Origin of the sequence: Anabaena sp. WA102 (assembly GCF_001277295.1) — a bacterium.
GTDB classification, from domain to species: Bacteria; Cyanobacteriota; Cyanobacteriia; order Cyanobacteriales; family Nostocaceae; genus Dolichospermum; species Dolichospermum heterosporum.
Genome location: NZ_CP011456.1, coordinates 4,219,596 through 4,237,716, shown reverse-complemented (window position 1 = coordinate 4,237,716; position 18,121 = coordinate 4,219,596). Strand labels below are relative to the sequence as shown.

Annotated in this window: 22 protein-coding genes and 1 pseudogene; 13 read left to right on the top strand and 10 right to left on the bottom strand. The window is 35.5% G+C overall.

All coding sequences use genetic code 11. From position 1 onward, the window contains the following. Positions 1–25: 25 nt before the first annotated feature. The 3 genes from dcm to AA650_RS18510 are packed head-to-tail and all read right to left on the bottom strand — an operon-like array spanning position 26 to position 3,180. On the bottom strand, positions 26–1,246 hold the full coding sequence (gene dcm / locus AA650_RS18520; protein WP_053540137.1) for a DNA (cytosine-5-)-methyltransferase: 1,221 nt from the start codon (positions 1,244–1,246) through the stop codon (positions 26–28). Continuing rightward, on the bottom strand, positions 1,243–2,916 hold the full coding sequence (locus tag AA650_RS18515; protein ID WP_053540136.1) for an Alw26I/Eco31I/Esp3I family type II restriction adenine-specific DNA-methyltransferase: 1,674 nt from the start codon (positions 2,914–2,916) through the stop codon (positions 1,243–1,245). Before AA650_RS18515 ends, dcm begins: the two co-directional genes overlap by 4 nt. 60 nt (positions 2,917–2,976) lie before the next feature. Next, positions 2,977–3,180 (bottom strand): helix-turn-helix domain-containing protein, encoded by a 204-nt coding sequence (locus tag AA650_RS18510; RefSeq protein WP_053540135.1) that lies wholly within the window; start codon positions 3,178–3,180, stop codon positions 2,977–2,979. Between the two features lie 244 nt (positions 3,181–3,424). Here AA650_RS18510 and AA650_RS18505 point away from each other — a divergent pair, with 244 nt between their 5' ends. Genes AA650_RS18505 through AA650_RS18495 form a run of 3 tightly spaced genes read left to right on the top strand, consistent with a single transcriptional unit; the run spans position 3,425 to position 4,140 of the window. After that, positions 3,425–3,637 (top strand): hypothetical protein, encoded by a 213-nt coding sequence (locus tag AA650_RS18505; protein WP_053540134.1) that lies wholly within the window; start codon positions 3,425–3,427, stop codon positions 3,635–3,637. Then, positions 3,618–3,896, top strand: coding sequence for a type II toxin-antitoxin system RelE family toxin (locus AA650_RS18500; RefSeq protein ID WP_053540133.1), 279 nt, complete (start codon positions 3,618–3,620; stop codon positions 3,894–3,896). Before AA650_RS18505 ends, AA650_RS18500 begins: the two co-directional genes overlap by 20 nt. A 19-nt stretch (positions 3,897–3,915) precedes the next feature. Further along, complete coding sequence (locus tag AA650_RS18495; protein ID WP_053541341.1) at positions 3,916–4,140, top strand: type II toxin-antitoxin system HicB family antitoxin; 225 nt, start codon at positions 3,916–3,918, stop codon at positions 4,138–4,140. Positions 4,141–4,158: 18 nt separating this feature from the next. Here the strand turns inward: AA650_RS18495 and AA650_RS18490 are convergent, their stop codons facing one another. Next, complete coding sequence (locus AA650_RS18490; protein ID WP_053541340.1) at positions 4,159–4,764, bottom strand: hypothetical protein; 606 nt, start codon at positions 4,762–4,764, stop codon at positions 4,159–4,161. Positions 4,765–4,824: 60 nt separating this feature from the next. After that, positions 4,825–6,252 (bottom strand): site-specific integrase, encoded by a 1,428-nt coding sequence (locus AA650_RS18485; protein WP_053540132.1) that lies wholly within the window; start codon positions 6,250–6,252, stop codon positions 4,825–4,827. Positions 6,253–6,362: 110 nt separating this feature from the next. Here AA650_RS18485 and nifH point away from each other — a divergent pair. Together nifH and nifD are read left to right on the top strand one after the other, a co-directional pair. Beyond that, positions 6,363–6,806, top strand: a pseudogene (gene nifH, locus AA650_RS18480) (nitrogenase reductase); the annotation flags it as partial. 168 nt (positions 6,807–6,974) lie between these two features. Next, positions 6,975–8,369: a nitrogenase molybdenum-iron protein alpha chain gene (gene nifD, locus AA650_RS18475; RefSeq protein ID WP_053540131.1), complete on the top strand. Its 1,395-nt coding sequence runs from the start codon at positions 6,975–6,977 to the stop codon at positions 8,367–8,369. A 216-nt stretch (positions 8,370–8,585) separates the two neighbouring features. On the opposite strand, the gene AA650_RS18470 is transcribed toward nifD, so the two are convergent. Both AA650_RS18470 and AA650_RS18465 read right to left on the bottom strand, forming a co-directional pair. Then, positions 8,586–8,822 (bottom strand): hypothetical protein, encoded by a 237-nt coding sequence (locus AA650_RS18470; RefSeq protein ID WP_053541339.1) that lies wholly within the window; start codon positions 8,820–8,822, stop codon positions 8,586–8,588. Between the two features lie 76 nt (positions 8,823–8,898). Beyond that, a complete protein-coding gene (locus tag AA650_RS18465) occupies positions 8,899–9,786 on the bottom strand; it encodes a hypothetical protein (protein ID WP_053540130.1) in 888 nt (295 codons plus the stop codon). Between the two features lie 203 nt (positions 9,787–9,989). Between AA650_RS18465 and AA650_RS18460 the strand changes: the two genes are divergently transcribed. The 5 genes from AA650_RS18460 to AA650_RS18445 all read left to right on the top strand — a co-directional run bounded on the left by AA650_RS18460 (position 9,990) and on the right by AA650_RS18445 (position 13,466). Beyond that, positions 9,990–10,661 carry a vWA domain-containing protein gene (locus tag AA650_RS18460; protein WP_053540129.1) on the top strand — a complete coding sequence of 224 codons (672 nt, stop codon included), beginning with the start codon at positions 9,990–9,992 and terminating at the stop codon, positions 10,659–10,661. A 93-nt stretch (positions 10,662–10,754) separates the two neighbouring features. Next, entirely contained in the window at positions 10,755–12,017 is a 1,263-nt protein-coding gene (locus tag AA650_RS18455; RefSeq protein WP_199924293.1) for a protein phosphatase 2C domain-containing protein, read from the top strand. 84 nt (positions 12,018–12,101) lie between these two features. Then, positions 12,102–12,545 (top strand): hypothetical protein, encoded by a 444-nt coding sequence (locus AA650_RS28150; protein WP_199924292.1) that lies wholly within the window; start codon positions 12,102–12,104, stop codon positions 12,543–12,545. 6 nt (positions 12,546–12,551) lie between these two features. Next, positions 12,552–12,767, top strand: a complete 216-nt coding sequence (locus AA650_RS18450) for a hypothetical protein (RefSeq protein WP_053540128.1) — start codon at positions 12,552–12,554, stop codon at positions 12,765–12,767. Between the two features lie 120 nt (positions 12,768–12,887). After that, positions 12,888–13,466, top strand: coding sequence for a hypothetical protein (locus tag AA650_RS18445; protein ID WP_199924291.1), 579 nt, complete (start codon positions 12,888–12,890; stop codon positions 13,464–13,466). 27 nt (positions 13,467–13,493) lie between these two features. Here the strand turns inward: AA650_RS18445 and AA650_RS18440 are convergent, their stop codons facing one another. Both AA650_RS18440 and AA650_RS18435 read right to left on the bottom strand, forming a co-directional pair. Then, complete coding sequence (locus AA650_RS18440) at positions 13,494–13,871, bottom strand: type II toxin-antitoxin system VapC family toxin (RefSeq protein ID WP_053540127.1); 378 nt, start codon at positions 13,869–13,871, stop codon at positions 13,494–13,496. Continuing rightward, complete coding sequence (locus AA650_RS18435; protein ID WP_015081312.1) at positions 13,861–14,085, bottom strand: hypothetical protein; 225 nt, start codon at positions 14,083–14,085, stop codon at positions 13,861–13,863. The genes AA650_RS18440 and AA650_RS18435 overlap by 11 nt, the downstream gene beginning before the upstream one ends. A gap of 180 nt (positions 14,086–14,265) precedes the next feature. Here AA650_RS18435 and AA650_RS18430 point away from each other — a divergent pair, with 180 nt between their 5' ends. Continuing rightward, positions 14,266–15,021, top strand: a complete 756-nt coding sequence (locus tag AA650_RS18430; RefSeq protein ID WP_053540126.1) for a Uma2 family endonuclease — start codon at positions 14,266–14,268, stop codon at positions 15,019–15,021. On the opposite strand, the gene AA650_RS18425 is transcribed toward AA650_RS18430, so the two are convergent. After that, positions 15,018–15,941, bottom strand: coding sequence for an ATP-binding protein (locus AA650_RS18425; RefSeq protein WP_234413223.1), 924 nt, complete (start codon positions 15,939–15,941; stop codon positions 15,018–15,020). The two genes, AA650_RS18430 and AA650_RS18425, sit on opposite strands and share 4 nt — an antisense overlap. Positions 15,942–16,701: 760 nt before the next feature. Between AA650_RS18425 and AA650_RS18420 the strand changes: the two genes are divergently transcribed. Then, on the top strand, positions 16,702–17,223 hold the full coding sequence (locus AA650_RS18420) for a hypothetical protein (RefSeq protein WP_053540125.1): 522 nt from the start codon (positions 16,702–16,704) through the stop codon (positions 17,221–17,223). A gap of 167 nt (positions 17,224–17,390) precedes the next feature. Then, positions 17,391–18,119 carry a hypothetical protein gene (locus tag AA650_RS18415; protein ID WP_199924290.1) on the top strand — a complete coding sequence of 243 codons (729 nt, stop codon included), beginning with the start codon at positions 17,391–17,393 and terminating at the stop codon, positions 18,117–18,119. Positions 18,120–18,121: the final 2 nt, after the last annotated feature.

The window sequence follows — 18,121 nt, the reverse complement described above, 5'->3', positions numbered from 1 at the left end:
ATCTCCTAGTATATTACTTTTTGACTTAATTTAAACCTTGAATAGAGACAGAAGTGTAAATTTCTTTATCGTGCAATTTTTTTAAATACTGTGCAGGTGTGATTATATTACGCATTAAGGATTGGTATTTAGTTAGTGCTGGCATTATGTAATCAAGATGTTCTCCATCCTGTCCAGCTTCTAAAGGTGGTAGATCACTGATGGCTTCATCAACTCTGACTACTGGTGAAAGACCTAGTAAACCGCTTCCATCTGAATCACATACAGGTGTGGGAGGTGGAATAGGCTGTTTTTCTTGCTGCAAACCGATCAAAATTACACGCTTGCGCCTTTGTGGAATTCCATAATTTGCTGTATCTACTTTCCAAGTTGAAAGATTATCTGTTACTGATTCAAGAGCAGTTTTTATTTGCTGAAAAACTAAACCATTTTCCATACTTAATAAACCCATAACGTTCTCAAAAACAAAACCATCTGGATTTATTGCTTCAATAATTCGTTGATAATTTTTAAATAGTGAATTACGCTCATCCTGCATTGACCTAGCATTACCAGCAGTAGAAAATCCTTGACATGGTGGACCTCCCAAAACAAACAATTTAGAATCAGGTTTACTTTGTCTTGCAGCAACAGCTAATGAAACAATTTTTGAAAAAACTTGATCATCCCTAATATCTCCAACAATTACAGAAGAATCAATATTTTTAGCATAAGTTTCCAGAGCTATGCGCTCAATATCGTTAGCGACTATAGGTTGCCAACCAGCCCATTTGAATCCTAGTGCTAACCCCCCTGCTCCTGAGAAGATATCTACAAACATTCCCGGTGATCCTAAATGCAAGGCGATTTGATATGCCAGAAGTGGTGGAACAGCATTACCTATTTGTGTATTAATCGCAGTACGAGATCCCAGGAAACAAAAATTATCTGGGAAGCTTTGAAGCCTTGCTGCTTCACGTTGGCTAATGACCCGATGCTGACCACCTGCATAGTCATAATGGAGATGACAGCCATTACCAGGACGATTAAAGTAAGTGTTGATTGTGTAAGCTGGTGCATCTGGGTGTAATCGCCCATAGTAAGTAGAGCGGCTTCCCTTACCCTGAGCATAACTTTCTCGAATTTGAACTAAACGTTGAGATGGTATGGAAGTTGGAATATTTTTCCAATTACCTCCAGGTGGAATGTGTACCACCATTGCCAAGTCAAGGTCACTGAGTTTTGCTGAGTAATGATTTGGAATCATGAGGTTCTCCACATTGGATGATCAAGCAAGTTTTGGCACTCCTCTGGAGTAAGTTTAGGGAAAGATTGCATAATTTCAGCTAACCCTTGACTATCTAAACCATAAGCTTTAGCAACAACAATCTCAATTTCTACTTCTGCTGTAACATCCCCGGCTAGTTTTCGCTCAATCATTGGAACTAATTTTGTAGTCAATTCAGAGGTAATTGGTGGTATGCGAGTCTTGCGTAACACCCCTACAGAAACATGAGAAGTTGATAGCATCGAGCGAACTTGAAACTCAAAAGGTAGTGAGGACATAATACCGAGAAGAGTGTAAAGCTTTGAAAAATTATCTGTTCGGAAATGCGCTACACCAAGAGAATTACCTGTAACCCAGTTTTTAGGAATAATTGTTGCCTGAACCCTTCGCTTTTGAGTAGTTCGGCTCACATCTCTCCATACAATTCGTGGATATTTGACTGACGAAGGAATACTTAGTTTTTTGTCTGGATCAATAAACATAGAAGGTTGGTTAACTAAAGTTAACCTGTTGATCATTTTTCCTTTAAGAAATGGATAATAACCTTTTAATGTTAAATAGCTTGTATGCCCTGTTTCATCTAATTCTCGACCTGTCCATAGTTGCCCTTCACAATCGCCTTGTAAATCTCCAAGGGTTTTTAGTTCTGAAAAACTAAGTAGATGATTGAGTTGTGATTTATTAGAATAAACAGGAATAACATAAGAATTTGATTTTAAAAAGCTTTCAGATAAATTAAGTTCTTGATGATATTCTATGCAACTTAAATCTTTGTCAAATTTGTAAGTAAAAGTTTTTTGTCCTGGATTATTTGCTTGAATTGTGATATTAACACAAGTTTGATCAACACCTTCAAAAAGTCTGGATTCAGAGGGAAAGTAATCTATATATTTAATTGCATGATTTGTCAGTAACCACTTTCGTAAAGGTTCAGAATTTTGATCGCTAAGGAAAGATATCGGTGAAACAATTCCTGTAACTCCATGATTTGTTGTCAAATGGGTGGCAACTTCCAAGCCAATACGAGCAAGATTGATACCCCAACCCGCGAACATTTTTCTCGGCATTGACAGTGGAAAATTATTTTTTAGTTTTTGTGATAACGCTCGCAACGATTCAATATACATTGACTCTGTTTGCTCATCCAATCTTTCAAGGTCACGGCGATCTGGCTTAATAACTTCCCAGGGAGGATTGGTAATTGTAATGTCGAATTGTGGTTTATTATCTGTTTGTCTTCCTCTAAATTGGGATATAAAATAAGCAAAGCTATCGTGAGAAAATGCGCTCAGAGTAAAATTAATGCCGATATAATTGGCCATTTTCTCAATAGCCTGCTTTGCTTGAATGACTGCTTGCTCATCACAGTCCCATATTTCAATTCGCCATGATCGATTTGTCAGACTAGGAAAAATTAAAACACGCTCCAAAAGCCAAACAATTAATCGCCCGTCACCGCAAAATGGATCAATAACAGATAGCTCTCCAGTATTTTCTGTACGAGATGCAACAGTCAGAACACTATCAACCAGCCGTTCACCAATGAATTTTGGAGTGTAAAACTTACCAGTTGTCTTGATTAGAAGGTTATCTCTCCCAAGTCCTACTTGAGCAGCAGGTGTAGACTGAAGTATTTCTAGGTGATTCACGGTTGACTCTCTGGTTCAAAGTTGTTAATAATTTTAATTATATTCTATTTAGAATATAAATCAAGCATCTGGTTTGTCGGATTTAGGTCCTGGTTTGGGACTCCTATCTATATAATTGCGTAGGCTAGAAGCATCAATTAACCAGATTCCACCTGCACGACGAGCTTTTATTAGTTCTTGACGAATAAGTAGCCGAATGTGCTGGGGTGTATAACCTGATTCAAGAGAAGCTTCTGAAACAGTAATCATTTCGGTGTCAGTCATCTTTCCACAAGATTTTTAGTTATGTGTTGCGTTGTCCGCATTTATTAGTTTTGATCTAGAGTTAATTTTACTCTACTAATCTCCAGCTTTTTATAAAGTTGAGTTGATCGTATTTCCGATTTTATTTTGAGGAAGGAGAGCGATCGCAACGCACTCCGCAGGAATCGCATTTCTGGTGTTGTGAGTTTTGAGAGCGATCGCTTAAAAAAAATATATAATACTTATATTCTCAAGGATAATGCTCATGGAAATCCAAGAACTTAAAGCAATAATCAAAGAAAGCATCCGCGAAGTTTTGCGAGAAGAAAGAATGTTGCTCTGTCAAGTCCTTATACCCTATGTAAGTGATGAAGAACAAGAAGAACTAGATGAAATGCTTGATTCACCATCAGACTATGAAGATAAAGAATTAGTTGATATGACAGAGTGGGTGAAAAATGGCCATAAAATTTCGTAAGAATGCTATTAAGTTTTTAGAAAAAGCAAATCTTGAAGATGCTGAGAAAATCCAGGAAAAAATATCCCAACTTCTATATTTTGTCGAAGAACAAGCCATTATTCCCTTTACAGAACTTGATATTAAAAAAATGAAAGGAGATTGGGAAGGATTTTATAGATTACGTATTGGTAAAATCAGAATTGTCTTTACAGTTAATACCCAATCTGGTGAAGTTGAAATTTTCACAATTGGTACAAAAGGAGATGTTTATAATTAAATCAAGAGGAAGAGTAATTATGAATCACCATTACAGTATTTTAATTCAGTGGTCAGATGAAGATCAAAAATATGTAGTCAGTTTTCCAGAGTTTGGTCCTTATGCCCATACTCACGGAGAAAGCTATGCAGAAGCTCTAAAAAATGGAGAAGAAGTATTAGAACTTTTAATGGAAGAATATCAGTTACAAGAAAGATCACTTCCACAGCCTTTAATGGTAGGTTCTTCTATGACAATTGGTTAGTAACTTTTAATTGCTGAATTACCCGCCATTTTGCATCATCCAAACTAACATACCCAAAATTTCTTCCACAGGAGGTAGAGAATAATCCATTAAATCAATAGTAACAAGATCATTTTCCAACTTCAGGAAACGCCATTGTGTACCACTACTAATTACACCATAAATAACACGAAGGGGATTATTTTTAGCAGCATTAAATCTTTGCGCGGCCACCATCTCTGCAATACATTGTCCAAACCCAGTTCTTAAATCAGCCTTTTTTGCTTCAACAATGACAATTACCGGGGCTTCAATTTCTAACACTTCAGGAGAACTACTTAATAGAAAATCGCAAATTCCATTAAGTCCTACGGACTCATCAACTGTAAAATCTTCACCGGAAAATAAGCTAATTTGCCGATTTAAAATCTTTCTTACTTCTAATAAAACTGGGTAAATAATTCCTTCAGAACGAGCTTTTTCACTAGCAGAAGAAGAAATTGGTATACTTTCTTCAAGATATGCCTTGAGTGTAGCAGATGGTTCAATTTTTTCAATAGCAGGAATAAAACGCCCACCTTCCTGAGTTTTTAAACCAAAAGCTTCTTTAACCTTACCAATAGATGTAAATTGACTATAAGACATATCTTGTAACATTCCTAGTTTTATAAAATTACTCTTTGCGCCTCTGCGTGAGGCTAACTCTTATCCTAACTCAATTTTTATCAAACTGTGTCCCATCTGCAACCTCAATCTTTCATTGTCAATTCTCAACCTCTCATTTTCCTGTTCCAATCTAATTACAATATCTTGTAGATCTTCAACTTTTGATTTTTTCTTAATTGCTTCCTCAATTGCCACCTTGCGATTTTCCAAACTAAACCACTTTTGATAAATAGATGTGTGCATATTCACAGAATGACCCAAATTATCAGCAGCAGCTTTAATAGGAATCCCCATCAAATGCGCTCGAATTGCCCAAGCATGGCGTAAATCGTAAGGTTGAAAGGGAATCCCCACAAATCTAAACCATCTATCTGTACCATGTCGTACAGCGTTGATTTCTCTACTGGTAATTTTATTTTGGATTTTTGCTTTTAATAGTGCGATCGCTTCCGTATCCCCTTTTAAATTAAAACTTTCCACCCAACGCGGATATAATGGTAAAGCTTCCCTTTCTCCCGTTTTACATTCTTGATTCACACGCCATGTATTCATCGTATTTTCTGATGATAACCACCAATTTAAATCAGGATTAACAAAAATTTCAATCGGTCTTAATCCATAGGTTGCTAACATCCCATAAACCCAACGCCAAAGTTGCCAATTATTTCTATCTTCCCTAGTTGTCAACTTACTAGGACGATTAATTGCATAGGTTTCAAACTTGAGATATTCTGTTTCTATCTCTGCATCAGTAGGAATATCACGCTTACGTTGAGAAATAGCTTTGATTTTTAAATTACTTAATTCTGGAACTTCTAAACCAGAGCATTTACATAAAACCCTAATTACCTTAATTAATTCATTTTTTACACTATCGGAAGATGGGCAAAATTTCACAGCATCAATAAAATTGGCATTTATTGCTAATTTATCTTTTGGCAAATGTGTTTTAGCAATGTAGAAATAACTATTAAAAGTATTGTTACTTTTGAGAGTGCGTTTCCTAGTTTGGAAATAGTTATTTTCAAACTCAGAAACCAACTCAAACATGGTGAGGAACTTAGCTTTAAATCTAGTTTTGCCTAAATATTTATCAGTCCAAACAAATTGTTTTCTGGCAATTAATTTTCCCAACTCATTAGCTTCTTCTTCTGCCGTATTTAAACCATCAAAACTAAAAGGAATACCCAAAGAAATATCATATTGCTTTGTGCTGCTACCGTTTTTATCAATATCACCTGGTTTAATAGGTAAAGTAGTTCTCAACTGTAATGAATTGCCGGATTTTCTGACAGAAACACTCACCCTAGCGGCTCTTAGTCTAGCATTAATTGCCTTTAATTCTGTGGTCAGTTTTGCCGTTAAGTGATTTTCTTGGTTTTCTACTGCTTGCATTCTGCCTAAATATCCCCCGTCGGTAATAGCTGTTTGGTGAAAATCGGCAAATGCTTCCTGTGTTCTGTCCATACCCTAGATTTACCCTAATAAAAAAACTGTTCACTCCAGACAATGATTGCGGCAAACATAGTTGAAAATGAACATTTTCCGGCTTTTCAAATTATCTTATTACTCTTTACCGTGAAGGTAAAGCACAAGAAATCTACATCGTTACATCAGGTGAAATGATGGCGATGTATGCTGCAAACAACATCGCTCGTGGTGTACTTAAATATGCTCACTCCGGTGGAGTTCGTTTAGGTGGTTTGATCTGTAACAGCCGTAACACAGACCGAGAAATCGAATTAATCGAAACCTTGGCAAAACGGTTGAACACCCAAATGATTCACTACGTTCCCCGCGACAATATAGTTCAACACGCTGAATTACGTCGGATGACAGTGAACGAGTATGCACCTGATAGCAAACAAGCTAACGAATACCGCGCACTAGCTAAGAAGATCATCAACAACAAAAACCTCACCATTCCTACACCTATTGAAATGGAAGAGTTGGAAGAATTGTTGATTGAGTTCGGTATTCTCGAAAGCGAAGAAAACGCTGCAAAAATGCTGGCTAAATAGGCATAATTCGCTACGAAGAAAGAATTTTCTAGTACCAGGAAAAAGGCAGAGAGCAGCACATCAAAAGCTCTCACCTTTGACCAACATTTCCCTATCGCTACAGGGGACTTCATGTCCCCAAACACCTCATCCCTATTTCCGTTCCTTTAGGAGCAAGAGAGATTAACAATGACTTCGACCGACGACAAGAAGATTGTTGAACAAAGAAAAGAACTAGTTAAAGAAGTTCTCAAAGCTTACCCCGAAAAAGCTGCTAAGAAGCGTGAAAAGCATTTAAACGTATTTGAAGAAGGTAAGGCTGATTGTGGTGTTAAATCTAACATCAAATCCTTACCTGGTGTAATGACCGCTCGTGGTTGTGCTTACGCAGGTTCTAAAGGTGTGGTTTGGGGTCCTATCAAGGACATGATCCACATCAGTCACGGTCCCGTTGGTTGCGGTTACTGGTCTTGGTCTGGTCGTCGTAACTACTACTTAGGTACAACAGGTGTTGATACCTTTGGTACTATGCACTTCACCTCCGACTTCCAAGAACGCGACATCGTGTTTGGTGGTGACAAGAAACTGACTAAATTAATTGAAGAATTAGATGTATTATTCCCCCTAAACCGTGGGGTTTCTATTCAATCTGAATGTCCTATCGGTCTCATCGGGGATGACATCGAAGCAGTAGCTAGAAACACATCCAAAACCATCGGTAAGCCAGTTATTCCTGTTCGTTGCGAAGGTTTCCGTGGTGTGTCTCAGTCTTTAGGACACCACATCGCTAACGACATGATTCGTGACTGGGTATTCCCCAGAGCAGACAAGGCTAAGAAAGACGGTACATTGAAGTTTGAAGGCACTCCTTATGACGTAGCCATCATTGGTGACTACAACATCGGTGGTGACGCTTGGGCCAGCCGGATTTTATTAGAAGAAATGGGTTTGCGCGTTGTTGCTCAATGGTCTGGTGACGGTACAATCAACGAAATGTTGATGACACCAAATGTGAAGATGAACCTCATCCACTGTTACCGCTCGATGAACTACATCAGCCGTCACATGGAAGAAGCTTATGGTATACCCTGGTTAGAATATAATTTCTTTGGTCCTACCAAGATTGCTGCATCTTTACGTGAAATTGCTTCTAAGTTTGATGCAAAAATCCAAGCAAATGCTGAAAAAGTAATTGCTAAGTACCAACCTACCATGGATGCGATCGTTAGTCAATATCGCCCCCGTTTGGAAGGTAAGACAGTTGCAATGATGGTTGGTGGTTTACGTCCCCGTCACGTTGTTCCCGCTTTCCAAGATTTGGGAATGAAGATGATTGGTACTGGTTATGAGTTCGCTCACAGTGACGACTATAAACGTACTACTCACTACATCGAAAACGGAACTATCGTTTATGACGACGTTACCGCTTACGAATTTGAAGAATTCATCAAAGCATTGAAGCCAGACTTAGTTGCTTCCGGTGTGAAAGAGAAGTATGTCTTCCAAAAGATGGGTCTTCCTTTCCGTCAAATGCACTCTTGGGATTACTCCGAACTTAGTAATGTTGGTAGAAAGGTGCGTTAATTTGAGGTTTTTTGGTTGGGGAATTAAGAGAGTTTAATTTTTAGACTAAATGGATTTTATTATGTTCTATAATAACATTGTTTGTGGATAACTGCAAGTAATAAAGGTCTGATTTTGTCTGGGTTTGAGATGGTTGTTAATTTGTGATGTTTGGTGATTTAGTTAAATAGGATAACTTTTTGTGGGTTGGTTTTATAGACTAAATAGTATGGTGTGTTAGTCTTGAGCAGCAACAGCAGCGTTAATATAACTGAAGATATCGTCAAGTTCCCCTATTGCCTCTAGTTCTATTGCTTCCTCTGGGGTGAGGGTATCTAATTTGTTTTTATCAAGCAGTTCTTGCATCCGTTCACCTAGCTTATCGGTAAATTTGAATAGCATGAGGTTGTTGATATGCTTGATGCAAATTCCTTCAGGTAGTAATTGGGACGGTTTAACTAGTGTAGTTGTCATTGGTAAATTATCTTTAATTTTCTTGATTTTATCATTGAATATTTGGGATGTGATATCTACACAGAATATCACTAACTCAAGGAGTTATTATAACATATTCTCTAAAAACAGGAGATAAAATAAACAATGTTTTATCACTTTCTATAGTTGTAACTAAATAGCGCCTCTTTAAAGACTGTAAACCATTAATTAATTCCATAGAAGATAAAGATAAACTTTCTCTTAATTGTTCTCTATTCACAGGTTGATTAGATTTACTCATTTCTAAAACTATCTGTTGTTCTACTGTTGATAGTCTATTAAATAGTTCACTTAATTGATATTTCATATTCTCTGTCAACAGCAACCCTTCACTTAAAAAATCTGATATCTTACCTTGGAAAATATTTCTAATTAAACTAGAAATATCTTGTAAATAAGCTGGATTACCTTCATATAAATTAATCAGGGTTGACCAGCTTTTTTCAATTCCAGGTAATCCTAAAATGGAAATGAGGCGGGTATTTTGATTAATTAACCAATGAGATAGGGTTTGTAGTTCTGTTTCGCGTCCGTAAAAGTGGGTAATTTTTGGTGCAATTGTTAAATCATGGTAGAATAATTGGCTGGTTGATTTTTCTTCATGAGATTGATTTTTATCAGGTTTAGGATAATTAGGACACCAGTTAATTTTAGTATTTATTAAACCAACAAATTGGGGAGAATTTATAACTCTTTCTAACGTCCAACAAAAATTATATTTATTAATATCTTCACCTAACTGTTCTGATAAAGTTTTAAATAACTTACGACTAACATCTCCAATATAGTTTTGACTATTGTATCCCGATTCGTCTGCTATTTGATTGTAAGTTTGACCTTGCCAAAGTCCTTTGAGAATAGCTTTTTCTAAATCGTCTAGATGTTCTCCCGTTTGTTTCTGGACTACTTGATCCACAAATTGTAATAACTCTGTAACATTCATATATTCTAGGCTGGGTAAGTATTACAGCAACAATTATAACTTAATTTCAACCATGAGAATCATACTTTTTCAGTGTTTTTTGGGTTACTGAGTTTATATTTCGTTATATAAATGCGAGAAAAACAGGTTTTTTTGGTGTAGAAAGTTCAAAAGAGAACATTTAGTATAAGAACTAGCTAAAACATAAGTACGGATATAAATTTATGGCTGACAATCAGGGTGTAACCTATGCAGTGGACTTAGTAATGTGTATTGATGGCACAGGTTCAATGGGTCATTTGATTGAAGAGGTGAAATCAACCGCTCTGAAGTTTTATGAGAAGCTAGAAGCCAAAATGAAGGAAAAAACTAAGAAAATTGACCAACTTAGAGCTAAGGTAATTGTATTTCGGGATTATTGGGCAGATTCACCAGAAATTGCGATGCAATGTTCAGAATTTTTCGATTTGCGATCGCAGTCCCCAGATTTTGCTAATTTTATCTCTCGAATTGAAGCTGAAGGTGGTGGGGATGAACCCGAAAACGGCTTAGAAGGATTGGGGTTAGCACTTAAATCCGACTGGCAAAAAGGGAATTTTAGCAAGCAAAGATATGTGGTAGTTGTTTACACAGATGCCAGCGCTCATAGTTTAGAAAAAGGTGGAAAACCTAGCAACTACCCTAATAATATCCCAAAAACCTTTGATGAATTGACAGATTATTGGCACGAAATTCCAGTATCAGCCAAACGATTGCTTTTATTTGCTCCTGATGCTTCACCTTGGACGGTTATGAGTAGCTGGGAAAATACAATTCATTATGTTTCCGCAGCGGGTAATGGATTAGAAGAATTAGAAAAAGATCAGATTTTAGATGCGATCGCTAACAGTATATAAGCAATGACAGTTAACTTAATCATGAAAATATGAGTGGTTAAGTTAAGTTTCTTAATTAAAATAAAAACTTCAACAAGGACTTTAGTAATGGTTATGACAAAATTTCAGTTCGTAGTAAATTTAGAAGTAGCTGAAAATAAAGGTGAAGATGATAACCTAATCGAATATTTTGAACGAACACAAATTTATTTGATGGGAGTATTTGATGGTTTAGGAGGTCGTTCTGCTGGTTATGGTGGTCAAACTGGAGGACGGATTGCTTCAGAAATAGCATCGAAAATTAGTAAAGAATTTTTCAAACAATGGAATGGTAAGATAACTTCAGAAAATGCTATAGAATTACAAAAAAAAATTTGTCAAGCACTAAAAAAAGCCGCAGATGATAATAATATGCGAACCACTTCATCTCGGCTTAAAGGTTCTTTAGTAGAGCATAAACTTTGCACAACAATTGCCTTAGCTAGTATTCCTAAACAACAAACTCAGGATAAAATTTTTGAAGTTAATTTAGCTTGGATGGGAGATTCACGAATTTATTTTCTTAGTCCCACTAAAGGATTACAGCAATTAACTAAGGATGATTTAGTAACTTCCAAAGATGCCTTTGAGATGCTCAGACAAGATCCACCAATGTCTCAATATTTAACTGCTGATATCAATCCCAAATGGCAAATCCATTTTCAGAATTATAGATTTGAAGAAGCTGGCTGTTTTCTAGCTTGTACTGATGGTTGTTTTCAGTATTTTTCTGCTCCTTGGGAGTTTGAAAAATTGTTACTAGAAACACTTTTAAATTCAGAAGGTGATAAAATAGAAGATACTAATTGGAGAGAATTAATTGATCAAAAATATACCGAAATTAAACAAGATGATGTTTCTTTAATTATTTATGCGGCTGGTTTTAATGTAATAAAACATCTTAAAAAATCTTATCAAGAGCGATTAAAATATCTCCAAAGTAACTTTATTGCTGATACAAATAACTATGATAGCTTAAAAAAGCTATGGGAAAATTATAGAATTGATTATGAATATTATCTACAATTTATTCAAGATATTCCACCTATTTCTCATGTAACTGGTATAGAAGATAAATCTTATATACCAGTTACACCAGTTACTATAGCTATTGCAAATCCAAGTACAAATAACCTGTTTGAACAATTTAACGAATTGTCTAAACAAAAAGCAGATGAAGAAGTTAAAAAGCTTTATGATCGTGCTAACTATTGTTATGAACATTCTCAGTTTCAAGAAGCGCGAAAATTATGTAACCAGGCTTTACAAATAAGACCAGACGAAATTAATCCTAAATATCTATTAGGATTAATTTACTATGAATTAGCAGAAAAATAGTATAATTATCAAAAGAAAAATCAATTTTTAACTGATGCTGCCTTTCATATTAAAGAAGTTATTAACCGTCCACCAGAAAAGTCAATGGAAATATTTGTAGAAGCATATCAAATTTTAGGTGGAATTTACTATAAATTAAAAGATTGGAGAAAATCGGTTGAATTTTATGAGGACTTTTTTAAATGTGAAGGTTCGGAAAAATATGTAAATTCTACGGATTTTGATCAGCACTTAGAGTTTTTTGTTGCTTCTCTTATTCAATCAAGGGTTGAGCAATGTCAGCCAGCCAATACAGCAATTCAGTTCTGTCTACGTATAATTAATAGTAGTTCAATTTTACCTTATGGCAAAAAACCTTCGATTTACTATTTTATGGCAAGTTTACAAGAAATAAAAGGAGAGTTTAACGCCGCATTAAATAGTCTAGAAATACTCTTGGAATTAGATTTGTATTCAGAGTATCGAATGGAACGAAAAGCAAAGGAAAAACATCAAAATATTTTGAATAGATTAAATAATAGGAGATAGTAATCAATGTCTTATAAAACAGGTGATCTAATTGCTGATAAATATTTAGTAACCCGTGAATTTGACAGCGCTAATGGTGGGCAATGTCAATGGGGTTTTGCTGTAAATATCAATGATGGTAATGAGTATTTTGTGAAAAAATTTCTGAGTCCCGTATATCCAGGAGAAAAAGCACCAGGAGGCGAAAAAAGTAAACAAAAAAAAAAGACCTCAAATAACTGAAGTACAGCAACAGATTAAATATCTTTATAATAATGGTACTTTACCTAAAAACGATAAAAATAAAGACGTTAAGAATCAGTTAATTATGAATTTTACACGGAAATTATAAATTTTTAACTCATGAAAAAAACATACAAATGTAAAAGTTGTGGCTGTGAAGTTGTATCTCTGATGAAACCTTCTGAATGTCAAGTTTGTGGAGGACGAGAATGGACGATACTAACTACTACTAAAACCGTTAATTTAGGAGATGAACCAATGGCTATTGATAAAGACTTATTATCTTCATTCAAATTTCGATCAACAATAGAGAATTTCTGCCAAACTGTTGGCTGGGATCTTTATAGTATTAATGATACAAGAGCTATCATGAGATTTAGTATGGATTCTGGTACTACACAAACTGTATTTATTCTCAAATATGATTCGACTCTAGAATTTTCTTGTCCAAGTAGTTTAAAATTTGATGATACAGATGATATACCGCATAGTTTATCTACTTGGCTATTGATAAGTAATGCACGATATAAATTCGGTTTTTGGTGTATAGAAAAGATAGAAGATAAGCAGGTTTTTTCAATTATTCATAATGCAGAAATGAGTTTAATTGATATTAATTATTTCTGCAAAATAGTTGATAGACTAGTACAAGAATGTGATAAATTTGAACAAACAATAGCAAACATAATGAATAGTTAATGGTAATTATAGCAGGCGAGGCGATCGCTACCAATTAATGACCTTCAAACGGTTGATCTTTGCAAATTCTTGATCAGCAGTCACTAAGCTTGCTGAATTTTGGATTGTTATTGCAGCAATTACTGCATCAGGTAATTTTAACCGATATTGCTGACGAATTTCGATAATCTTGTCAACTAATACCGGATCACCTGCTGCCAAACCAACAATTTCCACTCGCTGAATAAATTGTTGAAAAAGTTGGAGATCGCTTTGAGTTAGCCCAGAAAAAACCAAAAATTCAATCTGGCTAATAATCGAAATCCCAATCCAATTAGCATTTTGAAGTAATTGAATAAGTTGGGTATTACCTTGTAACAGGGCAATGATCGCATTCGTATCTAGCACATAGCGATTACCATTCATCTCTTAATGTCCTTTGCATCACTACTGCATCTCCTTGCCAATTTAACCGTCCTACCAAATCAGAAAAATCATACTTGAGATTTTGATCTTTAGATGGGACAACTGGATTAATTACCAGCACAATACTTACTTCTCCCGGATCAAGTTGTGTGGGAATGTCAAGATGCAAATGACCTGATGAATCCACTATCGTTGTAAGTTGAAGAACTTCCATTTTGATGTTAATAATTGGATATCAATTTTATTTTAGTCCAAACTCAAGTAACAATCATCATAAATGATAAATAAAATTCTGTAAATCCTAAAATCCTGGATATCCTGATAGCGAAGCGTGGCGTTAGCCATTTCAGACAATTAATGCTACAATAAACAAATAATTACTTGGTATCATATCATGATGATTACTCAAGCACTGGAATTACAACCTAACATCTTAGAAGATATATCAGAAGATATCATTTTCCCCCCCAGTGACCTATATAGTGATGAACCTCCCGTGGAAACAGAACTGCATCTCGAACAAATAATGCTCTTAATAAAATCTCTCAAATGGTTATGGAAAGAGAGAACTGATTTTTATGCTGTTGGAAATCTGAGTATTTACTATAGTCCTCATCAAAAGAAATCAGAAGATGTGAGAGGTCCAGATTTTTTCGTAGTTTTAGGAACAGAACGGAAAACTAGAAAAAGTTGGGTAGTGTGGGAAGAAAATGGTAAATATCCTAACCTGATTGTGGAAATTCTCTCACCAACCACAGCTAAAACTGATAGAGAAACTAAAAAAGAACTTTATCAAGATACTTTCCGCACACCTGAGTATTTTTGGTTTGATCCCTATAGCTTAGAATTTGCAGGTTTTTATTTAATACATGGTAAATATCAACCTGTAGAACCCAATGAAAAGGGACATTTATGGAGTCAAGAATTAGATTTATATTTAGGAATTGTTCAGGGTTTATTAAGGTATTTTACACCAGATGGAGATTTAGTTCCCACACCGGAAGAAAGTGCAGAATTTGAAGCTCAAAGAGCAGCAATTGAAGCTCAAAGAGCAACAATTGAAGCCCAAAGAGCAGCAATGTTTGATGAAAAAGCTCAACGGTTAGCAGCAAAGTTGCGAGAATTAAATATTGATCCAGATACAATTTAATTTAGATCCCATTTAGATCCCCGACTTCTTTGAGAAGTTGGGGATCTAGGGATCGATAATTCACGAATTTCCTCACTACTATTGATAATTAGACAACTTTGATGTTTGGTTGTTGATAATAATTTAAATAGATTTCCGTATTCTTCATACCCTTGTTGATATTTACCTGATACTTGATGCTTTGAAAAAATACAGTTAACATCGTCAATGATAATCAGATAAGAGTGTTTTTCTATGGCTTTTTTAAATTGTGAAAGTTGATGAGGTGAATTATCTGGAATAACCTGATCATTAGGGTAAATTGTCTCTGTGATTAGTTGTGTTAAACTGGGTAGAGATTTTAAACTTTTATAAATAACAAACTCAAAATTTTCTTTGATATTATCAACTAATTTTAAAGCTAAAGCAGTTTTTCCAATACCTTTAATACCCAGTAAGGTTATTAAATTACATTTTCCTTGGAGGATTTTTTGTTGTAGTAATGATAATTCTACTTTGCGTCCATAAAAATCACCGATTTCAGGTGCATCTTTTAAATCTAGATGAGAGGTTATCTGTTCTTGTTTATGGATAATTTCATGATTTTCTGGTGATGGTGCAGATTCTTTAAAAAAATTACCACTATTGATTTGTATTCCTTTAAAAATATTAGTTGAAGAGAAACTACATCTACCTAAAGTTGACTTGACATTAAATTTATTAACTTTTTTTCCAACTGCTTGAGATAAGGATTTCCACAGTTTACTGGCGCTATCCTTGATGTATTTTTCGCTGTGGTGGTGTTCTGTGGCGATATCTGCGTAAGATCTACCCTGTAGTGTCCCTTCCAGGATAGCTCTTTGTAAATCATTGAGATGGTGTCCTTGATGCTCAAAGACTTGGTTATCTGCAATTTCAATTATCTCTTCAATATTTAACACTACTCCCCCCCTTCAAGTCAAGACTTTTTGATATTCTATCATGCTTTTAATACATCTTCTGGGGAGACTACACAGACAAAACCCATCTGCGCTGGTTGGAAATTTGGGCGTTGCTGATTAAGGGTATGAATTTTAGTCTCACGCAAAGGCGCAAAGACGCAAAGGTAAGAGTTTTAAAGGTTCAATTTGGGAATTTCATACCTCAATTCAGCAACGCCGAAATTTGTTAGCCTGGCGAGTGGAAGTCACGGCTACACAGACAAAACCCGCCTTCGCGGGTTTGGTGTAAGAGATAAATTTTTGACTAATGGCGTTTGTGAAGATTTTTATGGGTGACAGAATATTACTTTTAGAGACTTTTTCACGTTTTTACATACTTTTGAGGTCTTGACATCCTCTTTTGGGCGTATTAAATTCAGTATGTTTGAAAACTATTGTAACTTATTGTGGGTTGGGTAGTGAATTTCATATTTATCTACATTTACTCCCAATAACAATTTGTACGTTATTTGAACGGGGGAATTGACATGAATAAGATCATATCATCTGCGATCGCTTTTATGGGTGACATAATATTACGTTTAAAGACTTTTATATCACTTATACATACCTTTGAGGGCTTTACATCCTCTTTTGGGCATATTAAATTAAGTATGTTTTAAAACTATCGTAATTTATTGTGGGTCGGGTAGTGAATTTCATATTTATCTGCATTTACTCCCAATAAGAATTTGTACGTTATTCAAACGGGGGAATTGACATGAATAAGATCATATCATCTGCGATCGCTGTTTCTGCCATTACTGTATCTACTGTCTTTGGTTTAAGTTTAGTTAATGTTAACTCTTCCAAAGCTGGACAAAATCCTTTAGCTTTTTTCGGGAAAGAAACACGGTTAAGGAAAACTGGAACTAAATTCGTGACAGGAAAAACAACAGCCCCTGTTCACATCTGCAAGAGTGTATTGAAAGGATCTGAGTGTAAATATTCAAAAACTGTAAAGTATACCCATGAACTTACTTCGACTGGGAAAGTAGATCTTCAGATGCTTAGTGCGGAATCCGGTTTTAAATCTGGGAGTGAGTATTCTGAAACGGTAGAACAAACCCTAAAACTTGAACCTAATCAAGGTGCAAAGATTTATGTAGCTCCCACAGGAAATCAAACCACATGGGAATATCAAGAAGAGAAGCAAAAAGGTCAGTGGGTTACAATAGGAAAGGCATCGGTAACAATATGGAGTGGTGTAAAGATAAATTCCATGCGATGTACTCGTTGCTAGTCAAGGTGGTTGTGGATATTGATTGATGGATCTGATGCGTGACGCATTTTGTAAGTTGTAGTGACAAGACTGCCAGGGGAAACGCATCTAAATGTTTCCCCTGGAGTACAAGCCAACTGAAAAGACCGATCTCATAAAGTATTAAACAATTGATGGTAAATAATATTATGACATCCGATCAAATTTCAATAGAAGTCAATGGTAAGGTAGATGTCTTTCAACTGTCTGCTTACGGAAATGAGCAAGATCAAGATCAGACGGATCAAGAAGGAACTGTAAAAGTTAATGGAAATGAATTAGAACTTCAGGGAAGTCTATGGCGAAAAGTCAAGATTGACCATAAAATCACCCCTAAAACAATTTTAGAATTTGAATTTCAGGGTATTAAAGAAGGAGAGATTCACAGTATAGGATTTGATAACGATAATGTGGTGTACGATAAAAACCTTCTTAATGATCAAACGACTGACGATACAACTTTTCAGATATGGGGATCACAGGAATCAATTCCTAAATGGAATCCAATCACTAACGGTATTGATAGATATGCAACGAATTTGGGGTGGCATAAATACAAAATTTTATTAGAAGATCACTTCAACGGTAGGTTTTCTTATCTAACATTTGGTAATGATCAGGATGTTACTAATCCGACTGCCACTGCTAAATTCCGTGGACTGAAGATTTATGAAAACCCGGATACTCCTGAAGATCCAAATCCCGGACTTTTTGAAAAACAGCTATCTAATACAAATATTTATGCTATAAAGACGTACGGATCTTTTATATATATTGCGGGATCTACTAGTAAAAACCTAGATGGAAAAATTAATAATGGTAACAATGATGCTTTCATCAGTAAGTACACTCTTGAAGGTAAGCTGTTACGCAGTTAAAT

What these genes read in the sequence shown, in the direction of transcription:
- AA650_RS18505 (WP_053540134.1), top strand. Translation starts at nt 3,425, where the DNA reads ATGGAAATCCAAGAACTTAAAGCAATAATCAAAGAAAGCATCCGCGAA.
- AA650_RS18465 (WP_053540130.1), bottom strand. Translation starts at nt 9,786, where the DNA reads ATGAATGTTACAGAGTTATTACAATTTGTGGATCAAGTAGTCCAGAAA.
- AA650_RS18495 (WP_053541341.1), top strand. Translation starts at nt 3,916, where the DNA reads ATGAATCACCATTACAGTATTTTAATTCAGTGGTCAGATGAAGATCAA.
- AA650_RS18415 (WP_199924290.1), top strand. Translation starts at nt 17,391, where the DNA reads ATGACATCCGATCAAATTTCAATAGAAGTCAATGGTAAGGTAGATGTC.
- nifD (WP_053540131.1), top strand. Translation starts at nt 6,975, where the DNA reads ATGACTTCGACCGACGACAAGAAGATTGTTGAACAAAGAAAAGAACTA.
- AA650_RS18420 (WP_053540125.1), top strand. Translation starts at nt 16,702, where the DNA reads ATGAATAAGATCATATCATCTGCGATCGCTGTTTCTGCCATTACTGTA.
- dcm (WP_053540137.1), bottom strand. Translation starts at nt 1,246, where the DNA reads ATGATTCCAAATCATTACTCAGCAAAACTCAGTGACCTTGACTTGGCA.
- AA650_RS18440 (WP_053540127.1), bottom strand. Translation starts at nt 13,871, where the DNA reads ATGAATGGTAATCGCTATGTGCTAGATACGAATGCGATCATTGCCCTG.
- AA650_RS18470 (WP_053541339.1), bottom strand. Translation starts at nt 8,822, where the DNA reads ATGACAACTACACTAGTTAAACCGTCCCAATTACTACCTGAAGGAATT.
- AA650_RS18450 (WP_053540128.1), top strand. Translation starts at nt 12,552, where the DNA reads ATGTCTTATAAAACAGGTGATCTAATTGCTGATAAATATTTAGTAACC.
- AA650_RS18490 (WP_053541340.1), bottom strand. Translation starts at nt 4,764, where the DNA reads ATGTCTTATAGTCAATTTACATCTATTGGTAAGGTTAAAGAAGCTTTT.
- AA650_RS18435 (WP_015081312.1), bottom strand. Translation starts at nt 14,085, where the DNA reads ATGGAAGTTCTTCAACTTACAACGATAGTGGATTCATCAGGTCATTTG.
- AA650_RS18510 (WP_053540135.1), bottom strand. Translation starts at nt 3,180, where the DNA reads ATGACTGACACCGAAATGATTACTGTTTCAGAAGCTTCTCTTGAATCA.
- AA650_RS18485 (WP_053540132.1), bottom strand. Translation starts at nt 6,252, where the DNA reads ATGGACAGAACACAGGAAGCATTTGCCGATTTTCACCAAACAGCTATT.
- AA650_RS28150 (WP_199924292.1), top strand. Translation starts at nt 12,102, where the DNA reads ATGGAAATATTTGTAGAAGCATATCAAATTTTAGGTGGAATTTACTAT.
- AA650_RS18500 (WP_053540133.1), top strand. Translation starts at nt 3,618, where the DNA reads ATGGCCATAAAATTTCGTAAGAATGCTATTAAGTTTTTAGAAAAAGCA.
- AA650_RS18455 (WP_199924293.1), top strand. Translation starts at nt 10,755, where the DNA reads ATGACAAAATTTCAGTTCGTAGTAAATTTAGAAGTAGCTGAAAATAAA.
- AA650_RS18445 (WP_199924291.1), top strand. Translation starts at nt 12,888, where the DNA reads ATGAAAAAAACATACAAATGTAAAAGTTGTGGCTGTGAAGTTGTATCT.
- AA650_RS18430 (WP_053540126.1), top strand. Translation starts at nt 14,266, where the DNA reads ATGATGATTACTCAAGCACTGGAATTACAACCTAACATCTTAGAAGAT.
- AA650_RS18460 (WP_053540129.1), top strand. Translation starts at nt 9,990, where the DNA reads ATGGCTGACAATCAGGGTGTAACCTATGCAGTGGACTTAGTAATGTGT.